Origin of the sequence: Mycobacterium sp. E740, from assembly GCF_001672895.1 — a bacterium.
GTDB lineage: Bacteria > Actinomycetota > Actinomycetes > Mycobacteriales > Mycobacteriaceae > Mycobacterium.
In genome coordinates this window covers 22,889-40,017 of record NZ_LZKP01000157.1, presented here as the reverse complement: position 1 = coordinate 40,017, position 17,129 = coordinate 22,889, and the positions used below count along the sequence as shown (strand labels likewise).

Annotated in this window: 16 protein-coding genes; 7 read left to right on the top strand and 9 right to left on the bottom strand. The window is 69.2% G+C overall.

Going from position 1 to position 17,129, the window contains the following annotated elements:
* Position 1: 1 nt before the first annotated feature.
* Entirely contained in the window at positions 2–664 is a 663-nt protein-coding gene (locus A5663_RS14880) for a metalloregulator ArsR/SmtB family transcription factor (RefSeq protein ID WP_068150363.1), read from the bottom strand.
* A 90-nt stretch (positions 665–754) separates the two neighbouring features.
* Here A5663_RS14880 and A5663_RS14875 point away from each other — a divergent pair, with 90 nt between their 5' ends.
* From A5663_RS14875 to A5663_RS14845, 7 genes are all read left to right on the top strand, one after another.
* Positions 755–1,213 (top strand): DoxX family protein, encoded by a 459-nt coding sequence (locus A5663_RS14875; protein ID WP_068150356.1) that lies wholly within the window; start codon positions 755–757, stop codon positions 1,211–1,213.
* Positions 1,214–1,307: 94 nt separating this feature from the next.
* Positions 1,308–1,646, top strand: coding sequence for a ferredoxin (fdxA, locus tag A5663_RS14870; RefSeq protein ID WP_068150518.1), 339 nt, complete (start codon positions 1,308–1,310; stop codon positions 1,644–1,646).
* A 60-nt stretch (positions 1,647–1,706) separates the two neighbouring features.
* Positions 1,707–3,116, top strand: a complete 1,410-nt coding sequence (locus A5663_RS14865; RefSeq protein ID WP_068150352.1) for a wax ester/triacylglycerol synthase family O-acyltransferase — start codon at positions 1,707–1,709, stop codon at positions 3,114–3,116.
* 5 nt (positions 3,117–3,121) lie between these two features.
* Positions 3,122–3,568, top strand: a complete 447-nt coding sequence (locus A5663_RS14860; RefSeq protein WP_068150350.1) for a pyridoxamine 5'-phosphate oxidase family protein — start codon at positions 3,122–3,124, stop codon at positions 3,566–3,568.
* A gap of 24 nt (positions 3,569–3,592) precedes the next feature.
* Positions 3,593–4,558: a nitroreductase family protein gene (locus A5663_RS14855; protein ID WP_068150347.1), complete on the top strand. Its 966-nt coding sequence runs from the start codon at positions 3,593–3,595 to the stop codon at positions 4,556–4,558.
* Between the two features lie 26 nt (positions 4,559–4,584).
* Positions 4,585–5,220, top strand: coding sequence for a response regulator transcription factor (locus tag A5663_RS14850; protein ID WP_068150343.1), 636 nt, complete (start codon positions 4,585–4,587; stop codon positions 5,218–5,220).
* Positions 5,217–6,920: a GAF domain-containing sensor histidine kinase gene (locus tag A5663_RS14845; RefSeq protein WP_068150339.1), complete on the top strand. Its 1,704-nt coding sequence runs from the start codon at positions 5,217–5,219 to the stop codon at positions 6,918–6,920. The genes A5663_RS14850 and A5663_RS14845 overlap by 4 nt, the downstream gene beginning before the upstream one ends.
* Here the strand turns inward: A5663_RS14845 and A5663_RS14840 are convergent.
* From A5663_RS14840 to mfd, 8 genes are all read right to left on the bottom strand, one after another.
* A complete protein-coding gene (locus tag A5663_RS14840) occupies positions 6,917–7,906 on the bottom strand; it encodes an NAD(P)H nitroreductase (RefSeq protein ID WP_068150515.1) in 990 nt (329 codons plus the stop codon). The genes A5663_RS14845 and A5663_RS14840 overlap by 4 nt on opposite strands.
* Positions 7,907–7,991: 85 nt before the next feature.
* Positions 7,992–8,942 (bottom strand): Ppx/GppA phosphatase family protein, encoded by a 951-nt coding sequence (locus tag A5663_RS14835; protein WP_068150335.1) that lies wholly within the window; start codon positions 8,940–8,942, stop codon positions 7,992–7,994.
* On the bottom strand, positions 8,935–9,432 hold the full coding sequence (locus tag A5663_RS14830; RefSeq protein WP_068150332.1) for a DUF501 domain-containing protein: 498 nt from the start codon (positions 9,430–9,432) through the stop codon (positions 8,935–8,937). The genes A5663_RS14835 and A5663_RS14830 overlap by 8 nt, the downstream gene beginning before the upstream one ends.
* Positions 9,425–10,114 carry a septum formation initiator family protein gene (locus tag A5663_RS14825; RefSeq protein WP_068150329.1) on the bottom strand — a complete coding sequence of 230 codons (690 nt, stop codon included), beginning with the start codon at positions 10,112–10,114 and terminating at the stop codon, positions 9,425–9,427. Before A5663_RS14825 ends, A5663_RS14830 begins: the two co-directional genes overlap by 8 nt.
* A gap of 15 nt (positions 10,115–10,129) precedes the next feature.
* Entirely contained in the window at positions 10,130–11,419 is a 1,290-nt protein-coding gene (gene eno, locus A5663_RS14820; RefSeq protein WP_068150513.1) for a phosphopyruvate hydratase, read from the bottom strand.
* 70 nt (positions 11,420–11,489) lie between these two features.
* Complete coding sequence (locus A5663_RS14815) at positions 11,490–12,221, bottom strand: lytic transglycosylase domain-containing protein (protein WP_068150325.1); 732 nt, start codon at positions 12,219–12,221, stop codon at positions 11,490–11,492.
* 109 nt (positions 12,222–12,330) lie between these two features.
* Positions 12,331–13,383, bottom strand: a complete 1,053-nt coding sequence (locus tag A5663_RS14810; RefSeq protein WP_082974154.1) for a nucleoside triphosphate pyrophosphohydrolase — start codon at positions 13,381–13,383, stop codon at positions 12,331–12,333.
* An 83-nt stretch (positions 13,384–13,466) separates the two neighbouring features.
* Entirely contained in the window at positions 13,467–17,105 is a 3,639-nt protein-coding gene (gene mfd, locus A5663_RS14805; protein WP_068150322.1) for a transcription-repair coupling factor, read from the bottom strand.
* Between the last annotated feature and the right edge of the window lie 24 nt (positions 17,106–17,129).

Genomic DNA, 17,129 nt, shown 5'->3' with positions numbered 1-17,129 from the left:
CTCAGCCGCCGTGCACCACCACGCAGCACCGGCCTTCCTGCGGGTTCAGTTCCGCATGGGCCTCCGACTCCGGACTTCCCTCGATCACTCCCTCGATCAGCTGAAGGTTCAGCCCGCACACGACCTCGAGGTGGTCCTTCGCGACTGAGTGGAACGGGCAGTTGCGCAGCGTGACACATCCGTCGGCGTCAGCTTGGGGCAGGTATCCGCAGTCGCGCAACGCCGCCAGCACGTCGCCGTCGGCGTCGACCGCAGCCCGTCGCCCCGTTTCGCGGGCGGCGTCGTTCAACGCCGAGCGGACCGATCCCCCGGCGTCCTGCTCGATCGACGCGACAAGCAACCGCGCGAGCAACAGGTAGTCGCGGGGCGGCACGCTGACGACGATCTCCTGTGTTGTACGGGAGTAGAGCTTGGCCGGGCGCCCGGCACCCGGGCCACCGCGCCCGGGCGGACGCTGATAGCTCACGGCGAGCAGGCCGGCCTCGGCGAGCTTGTCGAGGTGGTAGGCCGCCAGTGTCCGACCGATTCCCACGGCGGCGGCCGCCGCGTCACGCGTTACCGGGGCGTCATGGTCCACGACGTACTCGTGCAACCGGCGGCGCAGCGGGTCATCGAGGCTGTTCAGCGCCGCCAATGAGATGGGGTCGTCGAAGCGGCGGGCCATGCCGAAACTCTAACACCAACAAGTATTGACAAACGGCCCGAGCAGGTGTGGTCTAAAAGACGTCATAGTTTGTTTTAGAAAGGGGTTGCCATGACCACTTCCGACGTCCGACCCGGGACCGGTACTACGACGGCAGGACCGCTGGACCGAGCCCGCTCCGATCCGGCCTATGCGGCCTACCTACTGCTTCGGGTGGGCTTCACCGTGCTGCCGATCGTGATGGGGCTCGACAAGTTCACCAACCTGCTGACCGACTGGGAGGGCTACCTCGCGCCGTGGATCGTCGACATCAGCCCGTTCACCGCGCACCAGACGATGCTCATCGTCGGGGTGATCGAGATCGTCGCCGGCGTCGCGGTGGCGGTCAAACCCCGCTACGCCGCGTACGTCGTCGCACTGTGGCTGGCCGGCATCATCGTCAACCTGGTGACCTACTCGGGCTTCTACGACATCGCGCTGCGTGATTTCGGCCTGCTGCTCGGCGCCTTGACCCTCGGACGCCTGGCCGCGGTGTACGACGCGCCCTGGCACCGCCGCGCCACCGGGTAGTGCCGCCGACCGCACAGCCGTAGGGACTTTGGTCCTCGAAACAGCAGTCCTTCGACCCGCGACCCCCATGCTCCGCGATTCCTACACTGCGGCAATGACCTACGTGATCAGCAGTGCCTGCGTCGATGTGATGCACAAGTCGTGTGTGGCCGAGTGCCCGGTGGATTGCATCTACGAAGGCGCGAGAGTCATGTACATCAATCCCGACGAGTGCGTGGACTGCGGCGCATGCAAGCTGGCGTGCGAGGCCGACGCGATCTACTACGAGACCGACCTGCCCGCCGACGAGCAGCAGCACCTCGCCGATAACGCCGCGTTCTTCGCCGAGGTGCTGCGCGGCCGTGACGCGCCCCTGGGAACTCCCGGCGGCGCCGCCGGACTCGGCGCGGTGGGAGTGGACACCCCGCTGATCGCGGCGATGGCCCACGGTTGACGGCCGAAGTAGGGACCTAAGCCCCTACTGCCGCCCGCGCCGGCGTCCGACAGTAGAAGCATGGAGCAACTCACGACGCTGGACGCGGGATTCCTGCAAGCCGAAGACTCTGACCCTCACGTGAGCCTCGCGATCGGGGCGATCGCGGTCCTGGCCGGCCCGATGCCCGACTTCGACACGCTCGCAACCGAACTCGCCGAGCGGCTGCTGGCTGTCCCGCGCTTCCGGCAGACCCTGCGCACGCATGCGCTCGATCTGGGCGCGCCGGAGTGGATCGACGACGAGGTCGACGTCAGCCACCACATCCGTCGCGCGGCGTTGCCCCGCCCCGGCGACGACGCGGCGTTGTTCCGCTGGAGCGCCGAAGTCATGGAGCGACGGCTGGACCGCGACCGCCCGCTGTGGGAGTGCTGGATCGTCGACGGCCTGGCGTACAACCGGTGGGCGATCCTGATGAAGATCCACCACTGCATCGCCGACGGTGTGGCGGCGACGCATCTGCTGACCCAGCTCTGTGACGGCCGTGGCGGCGAGACCTTCGCGACGGACATCCGCGCCGCGCACGCACCTGCGCCGCGCGGCCTACGGCTACCGACGTTGTCCCTGAACCCCGTCGACTGGATGACGTCGGCGTGGCGGACGTCGCGCGGGGTGACGTCCGCCACCACCCAGGCGCTGCAGGGCGCCGTGGAGATCGCGGGTGGACTGTTGCGGCCCGCGGCCACGTCGTCACTGACCGGACCGGTGACCGACATGCGCCGGTACGCCTCCGTCGAGGTGAGCCTGGCCGACGTCCACCGGATCTGCGACCGCTTCGAGGTGACGGTCAACGATGTTGCGCTGGCAGCGATCACGGACAGCTTCCGGACGATGCTGATGCGTCGCGGCGAGGAGCCCCGGCGCAATTCGCTGCGCACCCTGGTGCCGGTGTCGGTGCGGTCCAACGACGCTTCCGACAAGCCGGACAACCGCGTCTCGCTGATGCTGCCGTACCTGCCCGTCGACAAGGCCGACCCGATCCAGCAGCTGCGCACCGTGCACGATCGGCTGACCAAGACCAAGGCGAGCGGACAGCGCGAAGCCGGCAACATCTTCATCGCCGCCGCCAACGTGATCCCGTTCGCGCTGACGGCGTGGCTGGTCCGGGCGCTGACCCGGCTCCCCCAGCGCGGGATCGTCACGTTGGCGACGAACGTGCCCGGGCCCCGTAAGCGGTTGCAGCTGATGGGCCGTGAGGTCGTCCGCCTGCTGCCGGTGCCGCCGCTGGCGCTTCAGCTGCGGACCGGCATCGCGATGCTGAGCTACGCCGACCACCTCGCGTTCGGCATCATCGGCGACTACGACGCCGCGCCCGACGTCAACGAGCTCGCCGACGGCATCGAACAGGCCGTGAGCCGGCTCACCGATCTGAGCATCGGTCACTGGCGTTCCACCCCGGTCGGTACCCTGGCGCTGGTCCAAGGAGGTTGATCGCAGTGACCAAAGGCCAGGAGCTCGAGACCCTCAACCGCAGGCAGTGCCTGGATCTGTTGCAGGCAGTCCGGGTGGGCCGGCTCGTCTTCACCGAGGACGCGCTGCCCGCGGTGCAGCCGGTGAACTTCCGGTTGTGGCATGACGATGTCGTGATCCGGGTCGCCGGGGGGCCGAAACTGGCCGCCGCCACCGACAATCAGGTGGTTGCCTTCCAAGCCGACGAACTCGACGCGGACCTGCGCACCGGGTGGAGTGTGACCGTCGTCGGACACGCAGAGCCGATCACCGCGGTGGATCAGCTGGTGGAGTTGGCCGGTACGTTTCTTCAGCCGTGGGTCGAGGGGCGCCGCGACCACTTCGTGCGGATCCGCACCGAGAAGATGACCGGACGCCGGTTCCGGGAACGCGGTCTGCCGCACTATCGCGGGGCGGACGAAGATGCGTCCTGACATCGCGGGTGGACCGCACCGGCCATGACCACGACGGTCGACATCGGAGTGATCGCGAACGCCGTCGAGTTGGCTTGCCGCGCTCCGTCGTTGCACAACAGCCAACCCTGGCGCTGGATCGTCTCCAAAGGTTCGATCGAACTGCACGCCGACCGCAGCCGGGTGATCCGCTCGGCGGACGACTCGGGCCGTGAAGCGCTCATCGGCTGCGGCGCGGCGCTCGACCACTTCCGCGTCGCGATGGCGGCCGCCGGCTGGGACACCGCCGTCGAGACGTTCCCCGATCCGGACAGCCTCGACCACCTCGCGTCGGTCACCCTGCGCCCGCGACAGTCCGTCCCTTCGGTGATGCGCGAACGCGCCGACGCAATCCTGCGACGGCGCACGGACCGGCTGCCGTTCCGAGCGCCCGACGAACCGCTGGAACTCCTACTGGCGAACGCGTCCGACTCCTTCGTCGACATCCTCGCCGCCCAAGCGCATGCCGAGCTGGCCGAAGCGGCTCGACTCACCGAGTCGCTGCGCTCCAACGACGATCTCTACCATCGCGAACTGCAGTGGTGGACTGCGCCGTTCCGACTTTCCGAGGGCGTTCCGCCGAGCGCCCTGGTGTCGGAGTCGGAGCGCCGGCGGGTCGGCGTCAACCGGAACTTCCGGCCCAGCGGACACCTCGACCGCCGACCGGCGACGGCCCGGGATCAAGCGCACATTCTGGTGCTCTCCACGCCCGCCGACACACGAGAGGACGCCTTCAACTGCGGCCAGGCCCTGTCGAGGTTGCTGCTCGACCTCACGGTGGCCGGAATGGCGACCTGCACGATGACCCACCTCACCGAGATCGAGGCCGGTCGCGAGGTCGTCCGGCGGCTGACGGGGCGCGACGCGGTGCCGCAGGTGTTGATTCGCGTCGGCAGAGCACCCACGATCGAGGACACGCCGGCACCGACCCCGAGGCGGTCGGTGCGCGAAGTGATGGAGACTCGCCGCTAACGGCGTTGAGTTGGGAGGGACTTCAGGTGGTCACGGTCTTCTTGGTCGACGACCATGAGGTCGTCCGACGCGGCCTGGTCGACCTGCTGGGCTCGGACCCGGAGCTGGAGGTCGTCGGCGAGGCCGGGTCGGTGGCCGAGGCCATGGTCCGGATCCCGGCTCTGCGACCCGATGTCGCGGTCCTCGACGTGCGACTGCCCGACGGCAACGGCATCGAGCTGTGCCGAGACCTGTTGTCCGACCTGCCAGATCTGCGTTGCCTGATGTTGACGTCGTACACCTCCGACGAGGCGATGCTCGACGCGATCCTCGCCGGCGCCAGCGGTTTCGTCATCAAGGACATCAAGGGGATGGAACTCGCGCAGGCGATCAAGGATGTCGGCGCGGGCCGATCTCTCCTCGACAACCGGGCCGCTGCGGCGTTGATGGCGAAGCTGCGCGGCTCGGCCGACCGCAAGGACCCGCTGTCCGGGCTGACCGACCAGGAGCGCACACTGCTCGGGCTGCTCGGCGAGGGGTTGACCAACCGGCAGATCGCCGCGCGGATGTTCCTGGCGGAGAAGACGGTCAAGAACTATGTGTCGCGGTTGCTCGCCAAACTCGGCATGGAGCGCCGGACCCAGGCCGCGGTCTTCGCGTCCAAGCTGGACCGCAAACCATGACCGACCGGTCGGATGGCGGCCGGTCGCTGCGAGGCACCTTGTCGCAGTTGCGGCTTCGCGAGCTGCTGGCAGAGGTGCAGGACCGGGTCGGCCAGATCGTCGACGGCCGCGACCGACTCGACGGGCTGGTGGACGCCATGCTGGCGGTCACCTCTGGCCTCGACCTCGACGCGACACTTCGCACGATCGTGCACACCGCGACCGATCTGGTCGACGCGCGATACGGCGCGCTCGGCGTCCGCGGTGACGGCCACGAACTGGTCGAGTTCGTGTACCGGGGCATCGACGAACCCACCCGCGAGCGGATCGGGCACCTGCCCGAAGGGCGCGGCGTGCTCGGCGTCCTGATGGACGACCCGAAACCCATTCGGCTGGAAGACATTCGCCAGCATCCGGCGTCGGTCGGCTTTCCGCCGAACCACCCGCCGATGCGGACCTTCCTCGGGGTTCCGTTGCGAATCCGCGACGAGGTGTTCGGCAATCTCTATCTCACCGAGAAGGCCGACGGCCGGCCGTTCAGCGAGGACGACGAGATACTGGTCGAGGCGTTCGCCGCCGCGGCCGGAATCGCGATCGAGAACGCCCGCCTCTACGAACAGTCCCGGGCGCGGCAGTCATGGATCGAGGCCACCCGCGACATCGCCAACGAGATGCTGTCCGGCGCCGAGCCGGCGGCGGTGTTCGACCTCATCGCGTTGCAGGCGCTGAACCTCACCGGCGCGGACGCCGCGGTCGTCGCGATGCCGGCCGATCCCGACGACCCATCATCGGATGCGGCCGAACTGTCCGTTGCCGCGACCGCGGGGACGCTGTCCGGCGCACCCGTCACCGCTTTTTCCCTGCACGACAACCCGATCGGTCAGGCGTTCCGCGACGGGATGCCACGCAAGTTCGGCTCGGTCGACGTCGGCCTCGGCACCGGCGCGGGACCGGCGCTCGTCCTGCCGCTCCGCACCACCGACACCGTTGCCGGCGTGGTCGCGGCGGTTCGAGGGCGAGACGCGTATCCGTTCACCTCAGAACAACTCGAGATGATGGCCGCCTTCGCCGACCAGGCCACGCTCGCCTGGCAGCTCGCTGCATCGCAGCGCCGGATGCGCGAGCTCGACGTGCTGACCGACCGGGACCGTATCGCGCGCGACCTGCACGACCACGTGATCCAGCGGTTGTTCGCGGTCGGCTTGTCACTGCAGGGCACCATCCCGCGGGCGCGGTCCGCCGAAGTGCAACAACGACTTTCGGATTGTGTGGACAACCTGCAGGAGGTCATCCAGGAGATCAGGACCACGATCTTCAACCTGCAGAGCGACCATTCGGTCGCCACCCGGCTGCGCCAGCGGCTGGACGGCGCGATCGCCGAGTTCTCGGTTCCGGGGCTGCGCACCACCGTCCAGTTCGCCGGGCCGCTCTCGGTCGTCGACGCGACGCTGTCCGACCACGCCGAAGCCGTTGTGCGAGAAGCCGTCAGCAACGCGGTACGGCACGCCGGGGCCACCTCGATGGGCGTCGGCGTCAGGGTGGACGACAACCTCACCATCGAGGTCAGCGATGACGGCCGAGGCTTACCCGACGACGTCACGGGCAGTGGGTTGGCGAACCTGCGCAACCGTGCCCGTGAGGTCGGCGGGGAGTTCACCGTCGAGGGCCGCCCGGACGGCGGAACGCTGCTGCGGTGGTGGGCCCCCCTGACCGGACGCTAGTCGACCGAGTAGTCCGGCCACTCCACCACATCCGACAGCGCGCGCCGCGGAGTCGACGGCAGCGGATCGGCGTTCACCGGCGCCCACCCGATGCGCAACAGCATCTGTGGGTAGCCGCTGTCACCGAAAACGTCCTCCCGCAACGCTTCCCTGGTCTCCGGGATCTCGAGCGGCTCGGTGACCGGGCAGCACGCCAGCCCCAGCGCGGTCGCGGTCAGCAGCGTCAGACTGGTGGCCTCGCCGGCCCGCAGCCTCGCCAGTGGGCTGTCGTCCTTGGTGCCCAGCGCCAGCACGGTCGCCGAGTCGTCCTCCGGCGAGACCTCCGGCGGCTGGGCCAGCGCGGGACCGGCGAAGAGCCGACCCGGTATGGCGGCGTGCGGATTCGACTCGGGGGTGTTGCGAGCCGGGACGCCGGCCAACGATGCGTGGCGTCCGCTCCACGCCGTCAGCTCACGCAGGTAGTCGTCGTCGGCCACATGCTGTTGCACGGCCTCGGCCACGATGTGCTGCAGCTTCGGAAGCAGTGCGACCTCGCGCAGCATCACGCCGCACCGCGCAGCCCGTGCACCCATCAACGCGATGTCGGCCTCCGGGACGCACCACGAGTTGTACAGCCTGCGGTCGGTGCGCCGCCTCGGGATCGCTGCGGCAAGGACGATGTCCACCTCGCCCGGCACCTGCGGGCGCACCTCGATCGAGGCGAGGTGTTGTGGTTCACCAGGATTCGGGAACCGGTGCACCTTGGCATGCCAGCCGAGCGCTGCCAGCGCGACAACCGCGTGGTGCAGGGCGATGCCGCAACTCAGCAGCAGGTCGCGGCTGTCCGGATCGACATTGGGCAGGTGCCGGTCCGGATCGGCGTACAGGTGCAGGCTCTCGTCGCACACCCGCCACCGCCACGGCTGCGAATTGTGGATGGACGGCGCCCTGGTCGCGAGCGACAACGCCGTGCGGATGGTGTCGTGATCGGGAAAGTGAGCGTTCATGGCGGTTCGTGCTTCCTGTGTGAGAGTTTCGTTCTCGTACTCCACACTCGTCTCAGGCGACGCGGCCGGCTAGGGACGAAGGTCCTCAGTCGGCGATGGAAAGCGCGATCCCGTCGAGGATGTCGTGTTCGCTGACGGTCAGCTCGTCGATGCCGGCCCGCTCGCGCAACGCGTGCGCCAGCTCCTCGACGATGATCGCGCCGCCGCCGATGACGTCGACGCGGCCCTCGTGCATAGGCCCGAGCGCCGCGCGCTCGACACGTGGCATCGCGATCAATCCGTCGCACACCGTGAGCAGTTCGCCGAACGGAACCCGCGACAGGTGGATGGCGGCCGGGTCGTACGCCGGCAGCTGCTGCGCCAACGCCGACAGCGTGGTCATGGTGCCCGCCACGCCGACCCAGGTGCGGGCCCGTTCGACCGGCACGGCGCGGAACGCTTCAGCCAGACCCTCGCGGACCACCTCTCGCGCAGCCGCGACCTCGGCGGCCGTCGGCGGATCCGAGTGCAGGCACCGCTCGGTCAGCCGGACGCAACCGATGTCGGCCGAGTGGCTGGCGACGACGCCGGCGCCGTCCGATGAGCCCAGCACCACCTCCGTCGATCCGCCGCCGAGATCGACCACCACGAAAGGGGCTGCAGCCGAGTCCAATTCGTCGATCGCGCCGCGGAACGACAACGCGGCCTCCTCGGTGCCCGTGATCACCTCGGCGACGGCGCCCGGCACCACCTCGCCCAGCACCTCGGCTGTCATCTCGAAGAACACGTCACGGTTGGCGGCGTCCCTGGTCGCCGATGTCGCGACCATCCGCACCGCCGACACGTCGTGGCGGCGCATCAGCTCGACATAGTCGGCCAGCGCCACCCTGGTGCGCGCCAGCGCGTCGGCGGCGAACTGCCCTGTGGCGTCGACTCCTTGACCCAGCCGGACGATCCGCATCTCACGGTGCACGTCGGTCAGGCCGCCCTCGAGGCAATCGGCGATCAGCAGACGGATCGAGTTGGTACCGCAGTCGACAGCCGCGACCCTAGTCACGGGCCCACCTCCCGGGCTCGAGGATTCCCGCCATCGCGGGGTCGTCGGCCAACGCGGCCAGCGCCTCGTCGCCGAGCGGATTGGTGCCCGGACCCTTCGCCAGCGAGTGGGCCATCAGCACGTGCAGGCACTTGACCCGGTCCGGCATGCCGCCGCCGGAGAACGACGTGCCCAACGGTTCGATCGCGTCCCGCTCGGCGAGGTACGACTCGTGCGCGCTGCGGTATGCCTGTGCCAGTTGCGGATCGGCCGTCAACCGCTGCGTCATCTCACGCATCAGACCGGAGGACTCCAGCCTGCTCGCGGCCGCCGTCAGCGCGGGATGTGTCAGGTAGTACAACGTCGGAAACGGTGTTCCGTCAGGAAGTTTCGGCGAGGTCTTGACGACGCCGGGCTCGCCGTTGGGGCACCGGTAGGCGATCTCGAGGACGCCGCGGGGCTCACGGCCCAACTGCCGCGCGACGGCGTCGAGGTCCGCGGGCTCAACCACCGGGTGCTGGCGTTGGTTGAGGGGCGCCGGGCGCGGCCGGCGACACCACCGGCGGCGGCGCGGGCGAAATCCCGTGCGGCGCATCGGCAATCGTGCCCCACAGGGCGGTGTACCACGGCTGGTCGCGGTTCACCGTTGCCGGCCCTTGGTCCGGTGTGCCCGGCACCGCGGCATTCGCGGGCAGCTGCACCTGGTACGGGATCTCGCCGGGCATGACGAAGCCGAGGCGCTCGCGGGCCTGCGCGGCGACGAACACCGGGTCGGCCAGCTTCACCTTCTGTTGCTCGAGATCGGCGATCTGGGCCCGCAGCTGCTCCTCGGTGGCCTTCAGTTGCTTCATCTCGGTGCGCTGAGCGAAATAGGTACGCACCGGCCCGGCGATGGTCAACGTCAGCACGCACACCACCGCCGCCAGGATGGCCGCGCGCCGCGCCGCCGACCCGAACCGTTGCTCGGACTGCCGTTCGGCCGAGTCGGCGATGGCGCGCCGGATGACGACGCTGGTCTCGGCCGGGCTCGCTTCGTCCTCGGATTCAGCCGCCGCGCGCGATTCGGCTGCGCGCGCCTCGCGGCGTGCCGCCGTGCGCGGACGGCCCTTTCCCGTGTCACCGGCCTTACCCGACTTACCGGGTCGGGAGGTCGGTGACCGACGTTTCGGGTCGGGCCGTTTCGCTTCGGGCACGGGCTATCCCACGGGCTACTTCGGGTCCACGGCGAACCGGGGGAACGCCAGGTCCCCGGCGTAGCGGGCGGCGTCGCCGAGGTTCTCCTCGATGCGCAGCAGCTGGTTGTACTTCGCGACGCGTTCACTGCGGGCGGGCGCGCCGGTCTTGATCTGCCCGCTGCCCACCGCCACCGAGAGATCGGCGATCGTGGTGTCCTCGGTTTCGCCGCTGCGATGGCTCATCATCGTGCGGTATCCGCTGTTGTGGGCGAGCGCCACCGCGTCGAGCGTCTCGGTCAGCGTGCCGATCTGGTTGACCTTGACCAGAAGCGCGTTGGCGGCGCCGCGCTGGATGCCGTCCTCGAGCCGCTCGGGGTTGGTGACGAACAGGTCGTCGCCGACGAGCTGAACGCGGTCCCCGATCGCCGCCGTCAACGCGATCCAGCCGTCCCAGTCGTCCTCCGAGAGCGGATCCTCGATCGAGACCAGCGGATAGGTGTCGAGCAGCCCCGCGTAGAACTGGCCCATCGCCTCGGCGCTGCGCACCTCGTTCTCGAAGCTGTAGCCCTGCTCGTCGGAGTGGAACTCGGTGGCGGCCACGTCGAGGGCGAGCGCCACGTCGGAGCCGGCTTTGAAGCCCGCTGCCTCGATCGCCGACAGGATCAGGTCGAGCGCGGCCTTGGTACCGGCCACGTCGGGGGCGAAACCGCCTTCGTCACCCAGCCCGGTCGAGAGCCCCTGCTTCTTGAGCACCGACTTGAGCGAGTGGTAGACCTCGGCACCCCAGCGCAGTGCCTCCTTGAACGACGCCGCCCCGATCGGCGCGACCATGAACTCCTGCACGTCCACCCCGGTGTCGGCATGCGCGCCGCCGTTGAGGATGTTCATCATCGGCACCGGCAGGATGTGGGCGTTCGGGCCGCCGATGTAGCGGAACAAGTCGAGGTCGGCGGCGTGCGCGGCGGCCTTGGCGACGGCCAGCGAAGCGCCCAGGATCGCGTTCGCCCCGAGCCGCGACTTGTCGGGGGTGCCGTCGAGATCGAGCAGTGCCTGGTCCACCAGCCGCTGGTCGTCGGCCTGCAGTCCGATGATCGCGGGCCCGATCTCGTCGAGCACGGCTTCCACGGCTTTCTCGACGCCCTTCCCGCCGTAGCGGGAGCCGCCGTCGCGCAGTTCCACCGCCTCGTGCTCACCCGTCGAGGCGCCCGACGGCACCGCGGCCCGGGCGAACGAGCCGTCTCCCAGCAGAACCTCGACCTCGACCGTCGGGTTCCCCCGGGAGTCGAGAATCTCTCGGGCTCCGACCTGATCGATAGTGGGCACTGGCGTCTCCTTGGTCGTGTTGGTGCGCGTCAAACGACGAGCCTAGAGCGTCGGTGTCCGACCGGCGTGTCTAGAGGGGGTGTCCGTTCGCGTACGCGGTCGCCCAGTCCCGCACGGTCCGTGCGTACTGGTCGGAGAGGTTGTAGGCGCGCAACGCGTTCATCCATCCGCGCGGCGTCGACAGGTCCTTGCCCGTCCAGCACAGATAGCCCGCCGCCGACAGCGCCGCGTCGTCGATGTTGTCGGCGCTGATCTGGCCGTCGTTGTTGGCGTCGACGCCGTAGAGCCGCCAGGTCTCCGGGATGAACTGCATCGGACCCATCGCGCGCGCGAACGGCGAATCTCCGTCGTGGCTGATCGCGGCGTCGTCGAGGATCTCCAGGTTTCCGTTGGTGCCGTCCAGCCACACCCCCCGAATAGGCGGCTCGACGTCGCCGTTCGGCTGGATCGCCGCGCCGCGATACGTGCCGTGGTGGCTTTCCACCTGCCCGATGCCCGCCAACGTCGTCCACGCGAGCTTGCAGTTCGGGTTCTCCACCTCCGCCACCCGGGCCGCGTACGCGTACGCCTCGAGCGCCTGGACCGGTATGCCCAGGGCCGGCGCCCGCTCCGCGGCCCACGCATGGAGCTGATCGGCCGGGCGGCCCTTGGCGTAGGTGTCGATCTTGGGCACCGGATCACCCGCCGGGGGCGGCACGCCCTCAGGGATGGGGGTGCCCAGCTGCCATGAGCAACTAGAAGCCAAGAGCAGCGCCGTCGCCCCCAATACGGCGACAGCACGCAGCCAACGCACCGGCGACACCAGATCCCCTCAACCAACTTCGGTTGCTGCCCATGTTCCCACGCGTTCGGGACATGGCGGCTCAGCGGTGAGAGCGATTCGGGTGCGCAAAATGATCGTTCGGCGACGGTTAACGCGCCGAATCCCCCGTCCGGACGGCCTCGGCTGCTTCCTCGACCACTTCCTCGGCCGATTCATCGGCCACTTCTGCCTCACTGGCCTCAGCGGCTTCGTGCGGCCTGTCGGACGGCCAGTGCGCGCGCCACTCTTCTTCGGTCACCCGGCCCAGAGGCGCGGCGTCGAGTTCGTCGGGCACCACGTCTGCGCGCCGGCCCGCGGTGATCGCGCGTTCGGTCCACCGCACCGTCTCCATGAACCGCAACACAGCGGACCGCAGCGCGTTCTCGGCGTCGCCGGCCATCCACACCGTCACCGACGTGACCGCCTTGGGGATCAGGTCGGCGGGAAACCCGGCCGCGGTCACTCGTTCAATGACCTTCTGCGCCAACGCAAGCGCCGGCTGGGCCGTCGGCACATCGTCCATCACGGAGTGGCGCGGCTTCTCGAGCGCCTTGCGCTGTTCCCACTGCGCCAACTGCTCTTCGAGCGAGATCGGCTGACCGGCGAGCACTGCGGGCACCCGATTGCCCAGCTTGCGCACAAGCGAGTCCGCGACGTCGTCGATCCCGAACGCGTTCTGCGGCGAGTCCTCGGCGATGCGCGCGTGAAAAAGCACCTGCAGCAACACATCTCCGAGCTCGTCACGCAACGCATGGGCATCGCCGCTGTGGACCGCGTCGAAGACCTCGTAGGTCTCCTCGAGCAGATAGCGCCGCAGCGAGTCGTGCGTCTGCTCGCTCTCCCACGGTCCCGAGATGCGCAGTTTGTCCATCATCGCGACGGCGTCCACGAGGCGCTCCCCCGGCACGGCGTCGGGCGCGGAGATCACCTTGTCCCCGGCGGCCAACCGGGCCCGGACCGCGGGGTGACCCCGGTCCGAGGACAGCAGCACGGGAGCGGCTTCCTCTTCCGGCGCGCCGGAAAAGCATGGCCGCGCCGCAGGCAACGACCAGGGCACCTTGACCGGCATCTCCTCGGTGTACTGGACATCGCCGGCGAGCAGGCCGATCGCGTCGACGGGAATCAGCGAGGGGCGGCGGGGGTCGACCAGAACGACGGTCATCGGGTGCACCCCCTCACGCGTTTCGACGAGATCGCTGATCTCTCGGTTATACCAACATCAGGCCCCGACTCGTGCCGGCGCAGTCAGGCCGATGACTCCGGCAACGCCGTGATGTCGACACTGCCCTGCGGCTTCCCGTCCAGCGCGAGCACCAGATCGGCGACCATCTGCGCCAGTTCGAGGTCGCGGATCCTCGGCGCACCGACGCCGTCGCCCGCCCGCGGGATCGGCACCTGAACCGTCGACGTGGTGGCCCGGTAGTTGGCGCTCGGATACATCCGCTTGAGCCGAAGTTGCTGCGAGTCCATCAACTGCAACGGCGACAAGCGCACCGTCGACTCCGACACCGAGCTGACCTCGGTGATGCCGGACGCCTTGAGCAACAACCGCAACCGGGCGACGGCCACCAGGCGCCGCGCGGGCTCAGGCAGCGGCCCGTACCGGTCGACCAGTTCCTCGACGACGGCGTCCACCGCGGCGTCGTCGGCGGCGGCCGCCAGCCTGCGATAGCCCTCCAGCCGCAGCCGGTCGCTGCCGATGTAGTCCGGCGGCAGGTGCGCGTCGATGGGCAGGTCGATCCGCACGTCCTTCGGTTCTTCCGGCGCGGCAACGGTTTTCCCGTCCGCCGCCGCCCGGTACGCCTCGACGGCCTCGCCGACCAGGCGCACGTAGAGGTCGAAGCCGACGCCGGCGACGTGACCGGACTGCTCGGCGCCGAGCACGTTGCCCGCGCCGCGGATCTCCAAGTCCTTGAGCGCGACGGCCATTCCCGCGCCCAGTTCGTTGTTCTGCGCGATGGTCGCCAACCGGTCGTAGGCGGTCTCGGTGAGCGGAACCTCGGGCGGATAGAGGAAATACGCATAGCCGCGTTCGCGGCTGCGCCCGACCCGGCCGCGCAGCTGATGTAGCTGGGACAGGCCGAACGTGTCGGCGCGTTCGACGATCAACGTGTTGGCGTTGGAGATGTCCAGGCCGGTCTCGACGATCGTCGTGCAGACCAGGATGTCGAATTCGCGGTTCCAGAATCCCTCGACGGTGCGCTCGAGTTGCTCTTCGGGCATCTGGCCGTGTGCCACGACGACACGGGCCTCCGGTACCAGCGCCTGTAGGCGCGCGGCGGCCTGATCGATCGAGCGCACCCGGTTGTGGATGTAGAACGCCTGCCCGTCACGCAGCAACTCGCGACGCAGCGCCGCCGCGATCTGCTTGTCATCGTGCGGCCCGACGTAGGTCAGTACCGGATAACGCTCCTCGGGTGGGGTGAGGATCGTCGACATCTCCCGGATGCCGGCCAGGCTCATCTCCAGCGTGCGTGGGATCGGGGTGGCGCTCATGGTCAGCACGTCGACGTGGGTGCGCATCGACTTGATGTGCTCCTTGTGCTCGACGCCGAAGCGCTGCTCCTCGTCGACCACGACCAGGCCGAGGTCCTTCCACGTCACGCCGGTCTGCAGCAACCGGTGGGTGCCGATCACGATGTCGACGCTGCCGTCCTTCATGCCCGCGAGCACCGCTTTGGACTCGGCGGGCGTGGTGAACCTGCTCAGACCCTTCACGGTCACCGGGAACCCGGCCATGCGCTCGGAGAAGGTCTGCAGGTGCTGATCGGCCAGCAGCGTCGTCGGCACCAGCACCGCCACCTGCTTGCCGTCCTGCACCGCCTTGAACGCCGCCCGCACCGCGATCTCGGTCTTGCCGTAGCCGACGTCGCCGCAGATCACCCGGTCCATCGGGATCGGCTTCTCCATGTCGCCCTTGACCTCGGTGATCGCGGTCAGCTGGTCGACGGTCTCGGTGAAGCCGAACGCGTCCTCCATCTCGGCCTGCCACGGGCTGTCGGGGCCGAACGCGTGGCCGGGCGAGGCTTGGCGCTTGGCGTACAGCGACACCAACTCCTGCGCGATCTCCCTGACCGCGCGGCGCGCCTTGGTCTTGGTGTTCGTCCAGTCGCTGCCGCCGAGCCTGCTCAAGGTCGGCGACTCGCCGCCGACGTACCGGCTCAGCTGGTCGAGCGAATCCATCGGCACGTAGAGCTTGTCAGCCTTCTGACCCCGCTTGGACGACGCGTATTCGAGCACCAGGTACTCGCGTCGGGCGCCGCCGACGACGCGCTCGGTCATCTCGACGAACCGGCCGATGCCGTGCTGGTCGTGGACCACCAGGTCGCCGGCCGTGAGCGCCAGCGGATCGACGACGTTGCGTCGCTTGGCGGCCAGCTTCTTGCCCTCGGTGGCGGTGACGCGGTTGCCGGTCAGGTCGGTCTCGGTGATCACGACGAGATTCGCGCCGGGGATCACCACACCGTCGTGCAGCGGGCCCTTGAACACGCCGACGACGCCTTCTTTCAGCGGGGCGCCGGCCTCCAAAAGTATTGCGGGCGTGTCTGATTCGCCGAGCTGCTCGACGACGCGCTGTGCGGTGCCCGCGCCGGGGGTCACGATCGCGGCGTAGCCACCGATCACGACGTGGGCGCGCAGCATCGCGAAGATCTCGGTGATGTTGCTCTGCTGGCCACGGGCCGAGGGCGCCGGCCGGAGGTCGACCTCGAGGGCGTTCTCGTCAGACAGCTGGCTCAGCGTCCACCACGGATGCCCGCAGGTCCGGGCGGCGGCCCGTGCGTCGTCGAGTTCGACGAACCCCGATGCGCCCAGCGCCTCCAGATCGATCGGGGCATCGCCGCCGACTGCGGCAGTCGACCAGGACGCCTCCAGGAACTCGCGACCGGTCTTGATCAGGTCGGCGGCCCGGGTGCGGACCTTCTCCGGGTCGCAGATCAACAGCGGCGTTCCGGCGGGCAGGTGGTCCGACAGCGTCGACAACTCGGTGTGGCGCAACAGCGGCAGCAGCGCCTCCATACCGTCGACGGGAATGCCCTCGGCCAGCTTGGCCAGCATGTCGGGCACGGTGCCGGGAAGCGTGTTCTCCGACACGGGGTGTTCGCGGGCCAGCTCGACGGCGCGCTCGCGCACGTCGTCGGTGAGCAGCAGTTCGCGGCACGGCACCGCGATCACAGTGTCGACGTCGATCTCGGGGATCGAGCGCTGGTCGGCGACGGCGAACATCCGCATCTCGGACACCTCGTCACCCCAGAACTCGACGCGGACCGGATGCTCGTAGGTCGGCGGGAAGAGGTCGAGGATGCCGCCGCGCACCGCGAACTCGCCGCGCTTGCCGACCATGTCGACGCGGGTGTAGGCGAGTTCGACCAGCCGCGCGATGACGTCGTCGAAATCCGATTCCTGCCCGACGGCGAGCGTGACCGGATCGACGGCGGCGACGTCGGGCGCCATCGGCTGCAGCAGCGAGCGAGCGGTGGTGACCACCACGCGCAGCGGCGGGCCGAGACGCTCGTCGTCGGGGCGTGCGAGCCTGCGCAGCAGCATCAGCCGCGCACCGACGGTGTCGACGCCGGGTGACAGCCGTTCATGCGGCAGCGTCTCCCACGAGGGGAACAGCGCGACGGCGTCGCCGAACACGCCGCGCAGTTCAGCGGTCAGGTCGTCGGCTTCGCGGCCGGTCGCGGTGACGACCAGCAGCGGTCGCGCGGTCGTCGCCACGGCGCACGCGACGAACAGCCGGGCGCTGGCCGGGCCGACGATGGCGAGATCGGCGGGCATGTCGGCGGCACGACGCGAGAGCTCGTCCAGGGAGGGGTCGCGTAACGCCAGTTCGACAAGCCCGGCGATCGGGGTCGGGACAGCAAGGGTCCCCGATGCGGTCATGATGCCTCCATCGTAGGCAAGCGC